This window comes from Streptomyces sp. NPDC057565, from assembly GCF_042801455.1.
GTDB classification, from domain to species: domain Bacteria; phylum Actinomycetota; class Actinomycetes; order Streptomycetales; family Streptomycetaceae; genus Streptomyces; species Streptomyces yanii.
Window position 1 is genome coordinate 308,778 of sequence record NZ_JBHVFU010000002.1, and the last position, 15,103, is coordinate 323,880.

A 15,103-nucleotide genomic window follows, 5' to 3' on the forward strand; every position below is an offset into this window, starting at 1 on the left:
CCGCCGTCCAGGGGACGGGAGGCTCAGGCCGGCCGGTCCCCGTGGCCGCGGCTCTGCAGGCGTTCCATCTCGCGGCGGTCGCGCTTGGTCGGACGGCCCGTCCCGCGGTCGCGGACCGGCACCTGGATGACCGCTTCGCGCGGCGGTGGGGGCGGGCTGTTGTCGACGAAGCACTCCGCCGCAACCGGCGGGCCGACCCGCTTCTTCACGATCCTGGACACGACGACGATCCGGTCGCGGCCGGCGTGTCGGAGCCGTACCTCGTCCCCCACATGCAGGGTCTGCGCCGGCTTGGCACGGTCCCCGTTGACCTTGACGTGCCCCGCGCGGCAGGCGGCAGCGGCCTGCGAGCGGGTCTTGGTCAGCCGTACCGACCAGATCCAGCTGTCGACGCGGACGCTTCCCTCCGCCTGCGGTGCCTCACCCGAAACCATGTCTCCGACTGTAGGCCTTCCGCCCGAACTGTGAACCTCGTACAGGAGTCACGTAACACTCGTACCGCCCAAGCCGACACAGCTGTAACCACGGGACTACGATGCGGACGATCTTCCCGAACAGACTGACCACATCCGTTCGGAGTTTCGGAGATCTGTTTCTGACATGCCGCCACATGTCGTGCCGCTGAAGGATGTACGGGGACTCCGCCGGGCACGCCGTACCTCCGGAAGCAGTTGAGACATCGATGCACAGCACGCCCGCCCGGCCCGGCCGTGGACTCCAGCCCAATGTCCTCGGCACGTTCAACACGATCGTGATGGCGGTCGCGGGCAGCGCCCCCGCCTATTCGCTGGCCGCCACCAGTGCCGTGCTCGTCGGTTCGGTCGGTCTCGGCGCGCCCGCCGCCCTGCTGTACTGCGCGATACCGATGCTCGGCATCGCCCTCGCCTACCGGCAGCTCGGCCGGATCGACGTCAACGCGGGCGCCGGCTACTCCTGGGTCGGCAGGACCCTGCACCCGTTCCTCGGTTTCCTCAGCGGCTGGGCGCTGGTCGTCGCGGCGACCCTGTTCATGGTCGCCGGATCGCTGCCCGCGGGGACGATGACGCTGACCGTCATCGACTCGCGCTTCGCCGACAACACGACACTCGCCACCCTCATCGGGGCGGGCTGGTTCCTGCTGATGCTGCTCGTCGTGCTCGGCGGTGCCCGGCTCAGCGCCCGGACGCAGCTGCTCATCTCCGGGGTCGAGCTGGTGATCCTGCTGCTCTTCGCGATCGTCGCGCTGGTCCGCGGCTCCTCGGGCACCGGAGCCGGTGCCGCACATACCTTCGAATGGTCCTGGCTCGGCTTCGGGCACTTCGACGGGGTCTCCGGCTTCGCCTCCGGCGCGCTGATCGCCGCGTTCTACTACTGGGGCTGGGACGTCACCGGCAACCTCAGCGAGGAGACCCGCGACAGCCGCCGCACCGCGGGGCTGGCCGGGATCATCGGCGTGCTCACCGTCTTCGCGCTCGTCGAAGTGTTCGCGATCGCGGTGAACGTGATCCTCTCCGTCGACGACATCCAGCAGCACAGCGCCAACGTACTGACCGTGCTCGGGGAGAAGGTGTGGCCCGGCGTCGGCGGAAAGCTTCTGGTGGTGGCGGTGATGCTGTCCACCGTCGCGACCCTGCAGACCACGCTCATCCAGGTCACGCGCTCCCTGTTCGCGATGGGCCGCGACCGCACGATGCCCGCCGCGTTCGGCCGGGTGCACCGCAGCTGGAACACGCCGTGGGTGGCTGTCGCGGCCGTCGGCGGAGTCGCCCTCGTCCTGATCCTCGCCTCGCTCGCCCTCGGCCGCGTGCAACGGATCCTGGGGGTGGCCGTGCAGGCCATCGGGCTGCAGATCGCCGTGTACTACGGGCTCGCGGGGCTGGCCGCCGTCGTCGCGTACCGCAAACTGCTCCTCCGCTCGGTCCCGGACTTCGTCCTCGGCGGGCTCTGGCCGCTGACCGGCTCGCTCTTCATGTTCTGGATCTTCTTCGAGGCGCTCGGCGACTTCAGCAGAACGGCGCTCACGCTCGGCCTCGGCGGTCTTGCCGTGGGTGTCGTCCCGATGCTCTGGTACCGGCGGCGCGGCAGTTCGTACTACCGTCCGGCGAAACTCGATGCCTCACGGACCGTGCAGGCCGAGGATTCGTCCGGCTACACCGATTCCGCCACGATCGTCACCGACTTCTGATCCCCGGCCCCTCTCCCCACCAGCCCCGAGAGGAGACGACCCTCCGAGCATGGCTGTACGCCGACGCCGCACCCCCCCACCCGTGCGCTTCGACCCGGATTTCGGCGACCGGTCGCTCACCGCGGCCCGCCAGGACATCGTCATCGGCCGCTGGCAGGGCGTACGCGATCTGCTGCAGGCCACCGGCAGCGCGTGGGCCCTGCGCACCCACCGGACCCGGCTGCTCGCCCACGCCGCCGCGGGCAGCTCCACCGTGGAGACCTGGCTCGCCGCCGAACCGAAGAACGCCGACGCGCACGTGCTGAAGGCGGCGACCGATGTCGTACGGCTCTTCGGGCGGGCCGTCATGGCGGGCCGCGGCATCGCCGTCGACCAGGACCGGGTGGACCGGGTCGTCCGGTGCTGCCTGCGGGCCGCCGAGGCCTGCCCGTCCGACCCGATGCCGTGGGCGTCACTGCTGACCGTGGCGCGACTGTACGAGGACGGGGCCCGGTGCCGGATCACTCAGTGGTGGGACGAACTGCTGAGCCGCGACCCCCACCACATGGAGGGGCATGCACAGCTGCTGCGCTACTACTCGGCGCGCTGGCACGGCACCCACGGCACCATGTACGACTTCGCGCGCGACGCGGCGGGCGCGGCGCCGCCCGGTTCGTCGCTTCCGGTGCTGGTGCAGGTCGCCAGGGTCGAGGAGTACCGGTACGTCTCCGATGCCACGCACGGGCGGCCCGTCGTGGCGCCGCGCACCGGGCAGCAGCACTGGGACCACGAGCTTGCGGTGACCGAGGTGTGCCGCACCTGGGAGCGGTGGCTCGGGATGCGCGCGGCGGGGCCGGTGCCCCCCGAGGAGGTCGGCGAGCTGAACTACCTCGCGCACGCGGCCTGTTACGCGGGGCGGCCCGCGGAGGCCGCGGACGCGTTCCGGCTGCTGGACGGGCGGGCGGTGCGGGTGCCGTGGTCCTACACGGGGGACGCGGAGGCGCAGTTCACGCGGTGGCGCCGCCAGGTCGCCACCGCGTGAACGCTTGCGCGGGTGGGGCTCAGACGCCGATGTCGCGTCCGTCCTTGCGCCAGACGGCGACGACCGACGGGCGCACGATCCTGCCCGGACCGTCCGGCCAGCTGCTCGCCGGCTTCTCGACGGACGCGCCGTCGATCTCGCCCGGGTGCTGCACCGCGACGAGCACGCGGCGGTCCTGGACCACCGGACCGCAGGTCTCGGCGCCGCTCGGCACGGTCAGGAACTGCTTGAGCTCACCGCGCCGCTCGCCCTGGGTGGCGACCCCGAACAGGCCGTCGTGCGAGCCGAGCTGGTTGCCGTCCGTGGAGATCCACAGGTTGCCGTGCGGGTCGAACGCCACGTTGTCCGGGCAGGAGATGGGGCTGACCTTCTCCTTGGGGAAGCCGGAGAAGTACGTCGCCGGGTCGTTCGGGTCGCCCGCGACGAGGAACAGCCGCCAGGCGAACCGGTCGCCCGCCGGGTCGTCCCCGTACTCCGCGAGTTCCAGGATCTGGCCGTGCTTGTTCAGGTTGCGCGGGTTCGCCTCGTCGACGCCCGCCTTGCCCGGCTTGCCGCGGTCGGTGTTGTTCGTCAGCACGACATAGACCCGGCCGGTGCGCGGCGACGGCTCGACGTCCTCGGGGCGGTCCATCTTCGTGGCGCCGACCTTGTCACCGGCCAGCCGCGTGAAGACGTACACCTCCTCGGCGGTCATCCCGGGCACGTGGGAGGTGTTGCCCGTCGCCAGTGGGATCCAGACGCCACTGCCGTCGAACTCACCGTCGGAGGGAAGCTTCCCGGTGCCGTCGAGCTCGGCGGCCGGGGAGTCGCCGGTCAACCTGGCGACGTACAGAGTCCCCTCGTCCAGGAGGGTGAGGTTGTGCTCGCGGGCGGCCCGCGAGTTCCCCTTCTTCATCTTCTTCGACGATACGAACTTGTAGAAGTAGTCGAAGCGTTCGTCGTCGCCCATGTAGACGACCGGCCGGCCGTCGGCGGTCAGGCGGGGCTGTGCGGCCTCGTGCTTGAAGCGGCCCAGCGCGGTGCGCTTGCGCGGCGTCGCGTCCGGGTCGTACGGGTCGAGCTCGACCACCCAGCCGAAGCGGTGCGCCTCGTTCGGCTCCTGCGCCAGGTCGAACCGCTTGTCGAAACGCTCCCACTTGCGCTCGGTGGCACCGGCCGCGATGCCGTACCGCTTGTCGGTGTCGCTGGAGCCGTTGGCGAAGTACTGGTTGAAGTTCTCCTCGCCGTGCAGCGTGGTGCCCCACGGGGTCGTGCCGCCCGCGCAGTTGTTGAGCGTGCCGAGCACCTTGCGGCCGGTGCGGTCGGCGGACGTACGGAGCAGGGAACCGCCCGCGGCCGGGCCGGTGACCTCGAACTCACTGGTCGCGGTGAGGCGGCGGTTCAGCGGGTGGCGGCTGACCGGCGACAGCTTGCCGGTGCGGCTCTCGTCCTGGACGACGACTACGGACAGTCCGTGCGCGGCCCAGGCGATCTCGACCTGCTCGCGGGTCGGGTTGGCCGGATCGTAGCCACGGAACATGAGGTTCTCGTCCGTGTACTCATGATTGGCGACCAGGACCTGGCGGCCGTGCTCACCGCGGAGCGGGAGCAGGGAGAGGAAGTCGTTGTTGTAACCGAACTGGCCCGCCTGCGCCTTCGCGGACTGCTTGTCCGGGTCGAAGGCGGGCGCACCGCGCAGAATCGGCTCGCCCCAGCGGATCACGACGTTCTGGCCGTAGCCGTCAGGGACGGTGACCTTGTCGTCCTTGTTCGGCGTGACGGGCGCGAAGCGCAGGCCACGGGCGCCGGAGGCGGGAGTCGTCGGCCCGTCCGGCGTGTGCCCGTGGCCCGCGAGCGCGGCGGCCTCGGCCTGCGGCGCGGCCGGGCCGGCCAGAACGGTCGTCCCGGCGGCCGCGGCAACGGTCACCACGGCCGCGGCACGCATCATCGAACGGCGCGAAAGGGCACCGGCGATGACATCGCCGACGTATTCGTTGTCGCTGGTGTTCGGAATCTCCTGGAAGCAGGCGTCGCCACAGCGGTAGCGGCAGGTCAGCGCAGAGCGCCCGCCCGGGTGCGAACTGATGAGCGGCAGCAGGTTGCGCACGTGTTTTCCCTCCATATGTGTGTCTCGCGTGACGGTAGGTGCGCAGTCACGCGGTACGAGGGACTCCTCATGAACGGGGAGTGAAGTCAGGGCCACCGCTGCCCGTTTGACACGGGCGCGGGCCGCGCCGACGAACGGCTGGATCCGGCCGCTAACCTTACGTATCCGCCCTGGCCAGGGATAAATTCCCGCAGTACGGACATTCATCGCACCCAACTCATGCGAAAGGCCTCGCCCATGGGCATTCGGAGCTTGCTGCGCAAGGTGTTCGGCCGCGACCGCGCGGAGCAGGACGAACCGACGACGGCCACGGTCCCGCCCCAGACGGAGCGCACCGGGCCGACGGAGTCGGAGCCCGTCGCGGTGACGGTGACGGCGGACGAGACGGTGGCGGCATCCGCCCCGCCCGCCAAGGCCTCGGTGCCCGCTCCCGCCTCGCGCCGGTCCACCTCGCCCGAGAGCGGACTGGCGGCGGACCTGGTGGCGGAGGCCTTCGACAAGGCATCGGCCCCCACCCCGAAGTCCACCCCCACCGTCCCGGCCCAGGGCTCGGCCCCGGAGCCGATCGCGGCCCCGGTGGAGCCGGTCGCGGAGGCGATCGCTGCGGAGCCGGAAGCGGAGCCGGTCACTGCGGTGCCCGAGGCCGAGGCGGAGCCGACTGCTGCCGAGGCCGAGGTCGAAGCCGAGCCGGTCACTGCCGCAGCGGAGCCGGCTGCTGCCGAGGCCGAGCCGGTCGCTGCCGAGGTCGAGGTCGAGGTCGAGCCGGCCGCCGCCGAGGCCATGCCGGGGGACGCCGCGGAGGCCGAGCCGGTCGCCGCCGAAGTTGAGCCGGAGGCTGCGGTGGAGCCGGAAGCGGAAGCGGTCACTGCGGTGCCCGAGGCCGAGCCTGTCGCCGCCAAGGCTGAGCCAGTCGCCGCCGAGGCCCAGGTTGAGGCCGAGCCGGCCGCCGCCGAACCGACCGCCGCCGAGACCGAGCCGGCCGCCGCCGAAGCCCAGCCCGAGGCCGAGCCTGCCGCGGCCGAGGTTGAGGCCGAGCCGGCCGCCGCCGAAGCCCAGCCCGAGGCCGCGCCTGCCGAAGCCGAGGCCCAGGTTGAGCCCGCGCCTGCCGAAGCCGAGATTGAGCCCGAGGCCGAGCCGGTCGCCGTGGCCGCCGCGTCGGAGACCCCCGCCGAGCCCGAGGCGACCGCACCGGAGACCCCGGCCGAGCCGGAGACGGTCGTCGTGGCGGCCGTGGCCGAGCCTGAGACGCCGGTCGAGAGCGAGCCGACCGCTCCCGCCTCCGCACCCGAGCCCGCACCGGTTGCCGCCGCGGTCGACCCCGAGCCCGCACCGGAACCGGCCGCAGAGGCCCCCGTCACCGACACGCCCGCCGAGGCCCCCGCACCCGCCTCCGACGGGCCCACCCCCGCCCTCCCCCTCGCCCGGGTCACGTCCAGTGCGCCTGCCCTCGCCGAGCCGTACAAGGCTGCCCAGGCCGCGCTGGAGGCGCATGGGCTGACCGGCCTCCGCGCCACCGTCTATCTGGTGCTCGACCGTTCCGGCTCCATGCGGCCGTTCTACAAGGACGGCAGCGCCCAGCACCTGGGCGACCGCACGCTCGCACTCGCCGCGCACCTGGACGAGAACGCGACCGTGCCCGTCGTCTTCTTCTCGACCGACATCGACGGCACAGGCACGGTCGATCTCACCGCTCACGAGGGCCGGATCGACGAGCTGCACGCGGGGCTCGGCCGCCTGGGCCGTACCAGCTACCACCGCGCCGTCGAGGAGGTCGTCGCGCACTACGAGAAGTCGGAGGCCACCGGCCCCGCCCTGGTGATCTTCCAGACGGACGGCCCGCCGGACACCAAGCAGCCCGCCAAGCAGGCGCTCGTCGAGGCCGCGCGGCTGCCGCTGTTCTTCCAGTTCGTCGCGTTCGGCGAGGAGGACTCGAAGGGCTTCGACTTCCTGCGGAAGCTGGACGCCCCGAACGCCGCGTTCTTCCACGCGGGCCCCGCCCCGCGCGAGGTGCCGGACGCCACGCTCTACGAGGAGCTGCTTGCCGCGCTCCCCGCCTGGCTCGCCTCCCGCGAGACCGCCGCCGACAAGGGCTGACCAGGCAGTTCGACCGGCAGACGTACGGTCACGGCGAGCCCGCCCCCGGGGCGCGGCACCGCCGTGACCGTGCCGTCGTGCGCCATCGCTATGGAACGCACGATCGAAAGACCGAGTCCGGAGCCCGGACCCATCCGGTCGCGGCCCTCGCCCCGCCGGAACGGCTCGAAGAACCCCGGGATGTCCGACTCCGCCACCACCGGCCCGCTGTTGCGCACCTCCAGGACCCCCTCACCGGCCCCGCCCCGCGTGAGGGACACCTCCACCGTCCCGTCGGGCACGTTGTACGTCACCGCGTTGGCCAGCAGGTTGGCCACCAGCTGGGCCAGCAGCAGCCGGTTCCCCCGTATCCCGCACGGCTGCGCGGAGACCCGCACACTCGGATACCGGGCCGCCTCCTCCGCCACCACCTGCGCGAGATCGACCGCGTCCCGCTCGCCCGCCGCGAGCCCCCGCTCGCTGCGCGCCAGCACCAGCAGCCCCTCGATGAGCCGCTCGCTGCGCCGGTTGTTGGCGAGGAGCGTTTCCCGGGTCCGTACAAGATCCTCAGGGGTCGGGTCGTCCAGTCCGATCTGGATCGCGGCCCGCTGGGTGGCCAGCGGTGTCCGCAGCTCGTGAGAGGCGTTGGCGATGAACCGCCGCTGGCTGTCGAAGGCCCTCTGCAGCCGGGCCAGCAGCGCGTCCAGCGTGTCGCCGAGCTCCTTCAGCTCGTCGTCGGGTCCGCTCGACGCGATCCGTTCGTGCAGCGTGTGCTCGGAGAGGCGGCGCGCCTTCGCGGTCATCGCGTGGACGGGCTGCAGCACCCGGCCCGCGGTCCACCAGCCCACCCCGACCGCGCACGCCGTCATCACGAGCAGCGCGGCCGCGGACCAGATCAGCAGCTGGTGGCCGGCCGCGTCGCTGACATGGTCGGTGAGGTCGTAGACGGTGGGCGGGCCGAGGCTCCGCCGGGTGATGAGCGGACCGTTCACCGCGTAACCCGGCTGAATGACGGCGGCGGTGGCGGCGATCGCGCGGGCCTGAGCGTCCGTACCGGCGCGGGAGGCAAGGTTGACGGTGACGAGCAGCGCGGTCCCGAGAACCAGGAACACCCCGCCGTACACGAGCGCGATCCGCGTCCGGATGGTGGCGTGCCGGACGGCCCACCGTCGCTTCACAGGGCGTACCCCACGCCCTGCACCGTACGGATCAGGGCGGGCTCCCCGAGCTTCCCGCGCAGCTTGCTCATGCAGACGCGGACGGCGCCGGTGAACGGGTCGGCATTGGCGTCCCAGGCGCGCTCCAGGAGCTCCTCCGCGCTGACCGTCCCGCCGTCCGCCTCCAGCAGCAGCTGCAGCACGGTGAACTCCTTCGGTGAGAGGTCCAGCTCCCGGCCGTCACGGGACGCGGTGCGCCGTACGGAGTCGAGCCGCACGCCGTTCCGCTGCAGCTGCGGCGGCACGGGCCGGGCACTGCGCCGCCGCAGCGCCCGTACCCGCGACACCAGCTCCGGGAACTCGAAGGGCTTGCCCAGATAGTCGTCCGCGCCGAGGTCGAGACCCGAGACGCGGTCCTCCATGGAACCGGCAGCGGTGAGCATCAGGATCCGGGTGCGCGAGCCGGAGGCGACGAGTCCGCGCGCCACGTCGTCACCGTGCACCCGGGGCAGATCACGGTCGAGCACGACGACGTCGTAGTCGTGGAGCCCCAGGTAGGCGACGGCCGCGTCCCCGCTGTAGACGGTGTCGACGGCGAACCCCGCCCGCCGCAGACCGGTGGCGACGAGCTCCGCAAGGATCTCCTCGTCCTCGGCGACCAGTACCCGCATCGTGATGTCCCCTGCCTCGTACATGCGTGTCCACTCCCTCCCAGGATGGGACATTGCTACCGGAAGGCATGTTTCGCAAAGGTCTCCACCGACCGGGCGCCCGTTATCGGTGTGAGTGGATCACCCTCGGGCCGTTAGGATTTCGACCATGGCGGCCACTGGATCCGAGAAGCAGGGGGCGACGGCGTACTACGTCTCGACCCCCATTTACTACGTCAACGACGCTCCTCACCTGGGCCACGCCTACACGACCGTCGCAGGCGACGTGCTCTCCCGCTGGCACCGCCAGCGCGGCGAGAAGGTGTGGTACCTCACCGGCACGGACGAGCACGGTCAGAAGATCATGCGCACTGCCGAGGCGAACAACGTCACCCCGCAGGAATGGTGCGACAAGCTTGTCGAGGAGGCCTGGAAGCCCCTCTGGGAGCACCTGAACATCGCGAACGACGACTTCATCCGGACGACGGAGAAGCGGCACACCGACCGGGTGCAGGAGTTCGTGCAGGACCTGTACGACAAGGACGAGATCTACAAGGGCGGGTACGAAGGCCCGTACTGCGTGGGCTGCGAGGAGTACAAGCTCCCCGGCGACCTCATCGAGGCGGAGGACGGCACGAAACTGTGCGCGGTCCACAAGAAGCCGGTGGAGATCCTCAAGGAGGAGAACTACTTCTTCAAGCTGAGCGAGTACGGTCCGAGGCTGCTGGAGTTCTACGCGAACAACCCCGGCTTCATCCAGCCCGAGTCGGCCCGCAACGAGGTCGTGAACTTCGTCAGGCAGGGGCTGCAGGACCTGTCGATCTCGCGCTCGACCTTCGACTGGGGCGTCCCGGTGCCGTGGGACGAGAAGCACGTCATCTACGTGTGGGTCGACGCGCTGCTCAACTACGCGACGGCGGTCGGCTACGGCGCCAACCAGGAGAAGTTCGACGAGACGTTCCCGGCCAATGTGCACCTGGTCGGCAAGGACATCCTCCGCTTCCACGCCGTCATCTGGCCCGCGATGCTGATGGCGCAGGGTCTGCCGCTGCCCGGCAGGGTCGCGGCCAACGGCTGGCTGATGGTCGGCGGCGAGAAGATGTCGAAGTCGAACCTGACCGGCATCAAGCCGCAGGACCTGACCTCGCACTTCGGTGTGGACGCGTACCGCTGGTACTTCCTGCGGGCGATCGCGTTCGGCAGCGACGGCTCGTTCTCCTGGGAGGACTTCACCGCCCGCTACACCTCGGAGCTCGCCAACGACTACGGCAACCTCGCCTCGCGCGTCGCCGCCATGGTCGGCAAGTACTTCGGCGGGGCGCTGCCGGAGGCCACGGCCACCGGTGAGGCCGAGAAGGCCGTCCAGGAGGGTCTCGCGAAGGCCGCCGCCACGGCCGACCGGAAGATCGGCGAGGAGCTGGACTTCCAGGCCGGCATCCTGGCGATCTTCGACTTCGTGAAGCAGGTCAACGGCTACATCACGGAGCAGGAGCCGTGGAAGGTCGCCAAGGACGAGTCCCCCGAGGGCCGGGCCCGCCTCGCGACGATCCTGTACACGGCCGCCGAGGCGCTGCGCGGTGTCGCGGTCCTGCTGAACGCGGTGATGCCGGAGACCTCGCAGAAGCTGTGGGAGTCCCTCGGCGCCGAGGCGTCCCTGGGCGCTCTGCCCGACCAGCTCGTACAGGACGCGGGCAACTGGGGTCAGCTGCCGGCGGGCGCGACGGTGACGAAGGGTGCGGTGCTGTTCCCGCGCCTGGAGGAGAAGCCCGCGTAGGTCTCGCGACGCAGCAGAGGGGCCCGGACCGGTGACGGTGCGGGCCCCTCGCACATGCGGGCTCCTCGGGTGCCCAGTGCCGTGACCGGCAATGTTTGCCCCATGAGGAGAGGGCGTGCCGGGCGGCACGACGGGGCAAAGCCTGCCGGGAGGGGCACGAGGTCATCAGCGGGCCAGGGCCGCGGCGTCGCCCATCACGACCACCGGCACCTTTGCCGGGTCGAGGGCGCGCAGCAGTTCTCTCATCCGGTCCGCGGGGAGCGAGATGCAGCCCTGGGTCGGTCCGCCGTGGTCGACATGGAGCCAGATGCCGCCTCCCCGCTCCTCGCCGAGCGGACGGGTCGGGTCCAGCGGGGAGGCGCCGGGAATGCGGTTGTAGTCGATGGCGATGACGTAGTCGAAGGACCCCTCCAGGGAGTCCCCCTGGAACCCTTCTCCGCTGACTTTGAAGAGCGGGTTCTGCTCGTACGGGAACGCGGTGCCCGGGGCGGCGCGCAGACCACCCGCGGCCGTCAGCCCGTAGACCCCGATGGGGGTCCGGAGGTCACCCGCCCGGTGCTCGTCGGTCCAGCCCTTCAGGGCGTTGTGGGCGGGCCACGGGCCCATGGCCTGCTGCCAGCCCGCCATGGAGTCCTCACGGGTGTAGAGGACGGCGGTGGCCAGGCTGGAGTCGGCCGAGTCCCCGGTGACGACCAGTGCCTGCAAGGAATCGGCCGGGATCGCCGCCCTGATCCCCTGCCCCAGCAACCGGATCCCGCGAGGACGCGTGGGGGCGGCCGGTCCACGGGCGGCGGCGACCGGGCCCGCCGCACCGGTGGTACCGGGGGACGCGGGGGCGCGGGAGCCGGCGCCGGGGACAGCGGCGGGTGCGGTGCCTGAGGCACCGCACCCGGTCAACACGAGGAACAGTGCGGCGCAGACGGCGTACGGCGGACGTCTGGACCTGCGTGGACGTGACACACGTTCGGACACGGGGGCTCCTAGGGGGCGGTGTCGAAGGCGGCGGAGGCGAGTCCCCGCGCCAAAGTCCCCGAGCCAGTCTTTGCCGACTCCGATCCCGACTAATCAGACAAAGCGGCCATCCGGCCGCACCCGATCAGGTTCTCTCTGTCGTCGCGGGCGTGTCCCGCTGTTCAGCTGCCGTCGCACAGGCACGGAAGGGCCCGGAACCGTGCCCTGTCGAACCGGTTGCGGGCCCTTCCACTCCGCGGAGGAACGGAGAGTCAGAGGTCTGTGCCGTCGTGCGTCTCGTCCGGGTCCACACCCATCGTGATCGAGCCGACGACGCCACGCGCCATGTGGTTCTTGCGGTACGAGAGCTTCATCAGCCCGCCCGTGACACCACTCTGGTCGTAGATCGTGTCCTCGGTGAGGGTCGTACGCGTGGTCGTGCTGGTCGAATACGGCGCGACCTTCGCCGAGTCGAGCACCGCGGACTCCGCGAAGAAGAACTGACCGGTATGACAGGTGCGCCCGCCCTCGTATCCGGCGTCGGTCATCTTGCCGCCGACGTGGACCTTGGTGTGGATGTGCACACAGCGGCCCTGGTACCAGCCCGGGAAGATCGTCTTGAATTCCACGTACCCGTGCTTGTCGGTGAGCTGAGCACCCCGCAGGTAGCGCTTGTCGTCGGTGGGCTCCGTGTGCCCGCCGCCACCGCCACCGGGACCTCCGGACGGGGGCGTGCCGGTCGGGGCGTCGGTGGGAACGCCGGTCGGGGCATCCGTCGGAGCACCGCTCGGCGGGGTGCCGCCCCCGCCGGGGCCGCCCGAGCTCATGGACTCGTAACCGGAGTAGATGCCCAGCGCGTCGCAGTGCCAGATGTCGACGGCCGCGTGCTTCAGCGGCTTGCAGGTGTCCGAGTCGATCACCTTGAGGCGGAGGGTCATCGGGATGCCCTCCTTGTCCTCGGTGATGTCCTTCCTGATCTTGTCGGCATCGATGTAGTACGGCCCCTCGGTGGTCTCCGAGGTCAGGCGGTAGCACTCCTCGCCCTGCCCGCCTGCGGACTTCTTCCCGGTGCCGCTGCTCGTTGTCTCGTCGGCCGAGGCGCTGGCGACGACGCCCGCCCCGACACCGGCGGCGATGATGGCCGCACCGCCGGCGAGGACCGCCCGGCGACGCGTCATGTCCTTCTTGTGTGCAGGTCCCTGAGTCTCTGTCATGGAGAGTGAGGCTAGGCAGGAGAGCTGGCAGGGGCGTGTGTGTGAGCTGTGCGTTGCTGTGCAGGACGGTCAACCAGGGGCAGAACGCGGCACAGCCCCCGGCCGGTGGCCGGGGGCTGTTTCACGTGGAACGGAAGCGGACCTCGGTGGTCCGGGACCGGTCTACTTCTCGGTCTTGTCCTTCGCCGCCGCGACGGGCTTGCGCAGCTGGATGTTCAGCTCACGCAGACGACCCTCGTCCAGCTCGGTGGGCGCGCCCATCATCAGGTCCTGCGCGTTGCCGTTGAGCGGGAAGGCGATCGTCTCGCGGATGTTCGGCTCGTCGGCCAGCAGCATCACGATGCGGTCGACGCCGGGGGCGATGCCACCGTGCGGCGGGGCGCCGAGACGGAACGCGCGGAGCATGCCCGCGAACTCGTGCTCGACGGTCTCGCGGTCGTAACCGGCGATCTCGAACGCCTTGAGCATCAGCTCGGGCTCGTGGTTACGGATGGCGCCGGAGGACAGCTCGATGCCGTTGCAGACGATGTCGTACTGCCAGGCGAGGATGTCCAGCGGGTCCTTCGTCTCCAGGTCCTCCAGGCCGCCCTGGGGCATGGAGAACGGGTTGTGCGAGAAGTCGATCTTGCCGGTCTCCTCGTCCTTCTCGTACATCGGGAAGTCGACGATCCAGCAGAACCGAAAGACGCCCTCCTCGAAGTGGCCGGCGCGCTTGGCGGCCTCGACACGGACGGCCGACATGATCTTGGAAACCTCGTCGAACTCGCCGGCGCCGAAGAAGACGGCGTGGCCCGGAACGAGCGACAGGCGCTCGGTGAGGGTCTTGATGTCCGCCTCGGTGAGGAACTTGGCGATCGGACCGGCGAGGGTGCCGTCCTCGCCGACGCGGACCCAGGCGAGACCCTTGGCACCGTGCTCGACGGCGTACTCACCCAGACCGTCGAAGAACTTGCGGGACTGGCCCGCGGTGTCCGGCACCGGAAGGGCGCGGACGTGCTTGCCGGCGAACGCCTTGAACTCCGAGTCCGCGAAGACGTCGGAGATGTCGACGAGCTCCAGCTTGGCGCGCAGGTCCGGCTTGTCGTTGCCGTACTTCAGCATCGACTCGCGGAACGGGATCCGCGGGAACGGCGACGTGACGTGGCGGCCGTTGCCGAACTCCTCGAAGAGCTCGGTCATCAGCTTCTCGATCGGCCGGAAGACGTCCTCCTGCTCGACGAACGACATCTCGACGTCGAGCTGGTAGAACTCGCCGGGGGAGCGGTCGGCACGGGCGTCCTCGTCGCGGAAGCACGGCGCGATCTGGAAGTAGCGGTCGAAGCCGGAGATCATCAGCAGCTGCTTGAACTGCTGCGGGGCCTGCGGCAGCGCGTAGAACTTGCCGGGGTTCAGCCGGGACGGGACGACGAAGTCACGGGCGCCCTCGGGGGAGGTCGCGGTGAGGATCGGGGTCGCCATCTCGTTGAAGCCGAGGGCCACCATCTTCGAGCGGATCGAGGCGATGACGGCGGAGCGCAGCATGATGTTGCGGTGCATGCGCTCGCGGCGCAGGTCGAGGAAGCGGTACTCCAGGCGCCGCTCCTCGTTGACCCCGTCCTCGGTGTTGATCGTGAAGGGCAGCGGGGCAGCCTCGCCGAGCACCTCGACCTCGGCGACCTCGATCTCGATCTCGCCGGTCGGGAGCTCCGGGTTGACGTTGTCGGCGCCGCGCGCGGAGACCTTGCCGTCGATCCGGACGACGGTCTCCTTGGTGAGCTTCGACAGGGCTTCGTTGCCGGGCGTGCCGGGACGGGCGACGAGCTGCACCAGACCGTAATGGTCGCGCAGATCGATGAAGAGGATGCCGCCCAGGTCTCGACGATTGTGCAGCCAGCCGCTCAGCCGGACGTCGGTGCCGACGTCAGAGGCGCGGAGCTCGCCGCAGGTGTGGGACCTGTACCGATGCATCGTCGTTCATCCAGTCTTCGCGGTTGGGGTGGATTCAGCCTCCCCAGGCTACCGCCCAAGCCCGCA

Annotated in this window: 11 protein-coding genes; 4 read left to right on the top strand and 7 right to left on the bottom strand. The window is 70.6% G+C overall.

Annotated elements, in window-relative coordinates; genetic code table 11:
* Positions 1-23: 23 nt before the first annotated feature.
* The gene (locus ACFU8W_RS05435; protein ID WP_037701878.1) at positions 24-434 is read right to left on the bottom strand and encodes an RNA-binding S4 domain-containing protein; all 411 of its coding nucleotides are present in this window, start codon (positions 432-434) and stop codon (positions 24-26) included.
* Positions 435-682: 248 nt separating this feature from the next.
* Here ACFU8W_RS05435 and ACFU8W_RS05440 point away from each other — a divergent pair, with 248 nt between their 5' ends.
* Positions 683-2,164 (top strand): APC family permease, encoded by a 1,482-nt coding sequence (locus tag ACFU8W_RS05440; protein WP_384032484.1) that lies wholly within the window; start codon positions 683-685, stop codon positions 2,162-2,164.
* A gap of 49 nt (positions 2,165-2,213) precedes the next feature.
* On the top strand, positions 2,214-3,185 hold the full coding sequence (locus ACFU8W_RS05445) for a hypothetical protein (RefSeq protein ID WP_384032486.1): 972 nt from the start codon (positions 2,214-2,216) through the stop codon (positions 3,183-3,185).
* A gap of 19 nt (positions 3,186-3,204) precedes the next feature.
* Here the strand turns inward: ACFU8W_RS05445 and ACFU8W_RS05450 are convergent, their stop codons facing one another.
* Positions 3,205-5,271 carry a PhoX family protein gene (locus ACFU8W_RS05450; RefSeq protein WP_384032488.1) on the bottom strand — a complete coding sequence of 689 codons (2,067 nt, stop codon included), beginning with the start codon at positions 5,269-5,271 and terminating at the stop codon, positions 3,205-3,207.
* A 237-nt stretch (positions 5,272-5,508) separates the two neighbouring features.
* On the opposite strand from ACFU8W_RS05450, the gene ACFU8W_RS05455 reads away from it, so the two are divergent.
* Positions 5,509-7,365 carry a VWA domain-containing protein gene (locus ACFU8W_RS05455; RefSeq protein WP_384032490.1) on the top strand — a complete coding sequence of 619 codons (1,857 nt, stop codon included), beginning with the start codon at positions 5,509-5,511 and terminating at the stop codon, positions 7,363-7,365.
* Here the strand turns inward: ACFU8W_RS05455 and ACFU8W_RS05460 are convergent.
* Both ACFU8W_RS05460 and ACFU8W_RS05465 read right to left on the bottom strand, forming a co-directional pair.
* On the bottom strand, positions 7,296-8,522 hold the full coding sequence (locus ACFU8W_RS05460; protein ID WP_384032492.1) for a sensor histidine kinase: 1,227 nt from the start codon (positions 8,520-8,522) through the stop codon (positions 7,296-7,298). The two genes, ACFU8W_RS05455 and ACFU8W_RS05460, sit on opposite strands and share 70 nt — an antisense overlap.
* Positions 8,519-9,172, bottom strand: a complete 654-nt coding sequence (locus tag ACFU8W_RS05465) for a response regulator transcription factor (protein ID WP_384032997.1) — start codon at positions 9,170-9,172, stop codon at positions 8,519-8,521. The genes ACFU8W_RS05460 and ACFU8W_RS05465 overlap by 4 nt, the downstream gene beginning before the upstream one ends.
* 148 nt (positions 9,173-9,320) lie before the next feature.
* On the opposite strand from ACFU8W_RS05465, the gene metG reads away from it, so the two are divergent.
* Positions 9,321-10,925: a methionine--tRNA ligase gene (gene metG / locus ACFU8W_RS05470; RefSeq protein ID WP_345517262.1), complete on the top strand. Its 1,605-nt coding sequence runs from the start codon at positions 9,321-9,323 to the stop codon at positions 10,923-10,925.
* 165 nt (positions 10,926-11,090) lie between these two features.
* Here the strand turns inward: metG and ACFU8W_RS05475 are convergent, their stop codons facing one another.
* The 3 genes from ACFU8W_RS05475 to aspS form a co-directional block, all read right to left on the bottom strand.
* Positions 11,091-11,897, bottom strand: coding sequence for a L,D-transpeptidase family protein (locus tag ACFU8W_RS05475; protein ID WP_384032494.1), 807 nt, complete (start codon positions 11,895-11,897; stop codon positions 11,091-11,093).
* 251 nt (positions 11,898-12,148) lie between these two features.
* Positions 12,149-13,090 (bottom strand): intradiol ring-cleavage dioxygenase, encoded by a 942-nt coding sequence (locus ACFU8W_RS05480; protein WP_384032496.1) that lies wholly within the window; start codon positions 13,088-13,090, stop codon positions 12,149-12,151.
* A 162-nt stretch (positions 13,091-13,252) separates the two neighbouring features.
* On the bottom strand, positions 13,253-15,037 hold the full coding sequence (gene aspS, locus ACFU8W_RS05485; RefSeq protein WP_345517259.1) for an aspartate--tRNA ligase: 1,785 nt from the start codon (positions 15,035-15,037) through the stop codon (positions 13,253-13,255).
* Positions 15,038-15,103: the final 66 nt, after the last annotated feature.

Coding starts and splice junctions, on each gene's coding strand:
- ACFU8W_RS05435 (WP_037701878.1), bottom strand. CDS start 434: ATGGTTTCGGGTGAGGCACCGCAGGCGGAGGGAAGCGTCCGCGTCGAC.
- ACFU8W_RS05440 (WP_384032484.1), top strand. CDS start 683: ATGCACAGCACGCCCGCCCGGCCCGGCCGTGGACTCCAGCCCAATGTC.
- ACFU8W_RS05445 (WP_384032486.1), top strand. CDS start 2,214: ATGGCTGTACGCCGACGCCGCACCCCCCCACCCGTGCGCTTCGACCCG.
- ACFU8W_RS05455 (WP_384032490.1), top strand. CDS start 5,509: ATGGGCATTCGGAGCTTGCTGCGCAAGGTGTTCGGCCGCGACCGCGCG.
- ACFU8W_RS05465 (WP_384032997.1), bottom strand. CDS start 9,172: ATGCGGGTACTGGTCGCCGAGGACGAGGAGATCCTTGCGGAGCTCGTC.
- metG (WP_345517262.1), top strand. CDS start 9,321: ATGGCGGCCACTGGATCCGAGAAGCAGGGGGCGACGGCGTACTACGTC.
- ACFU8W_RS05480 (WP_384032496.1), bottom strand. CDS start 13,090: ATGACAGAGACTCAGGGACCTGCACACAAGAAGGACATGACGCGTCGC.
- aspS (WP_345517259.1), bottom strand. CDS start 15,037: ATGCATCGGTACAGGTCCCACACCTGCGGCGAGCTCCGCGCCTCTGAC.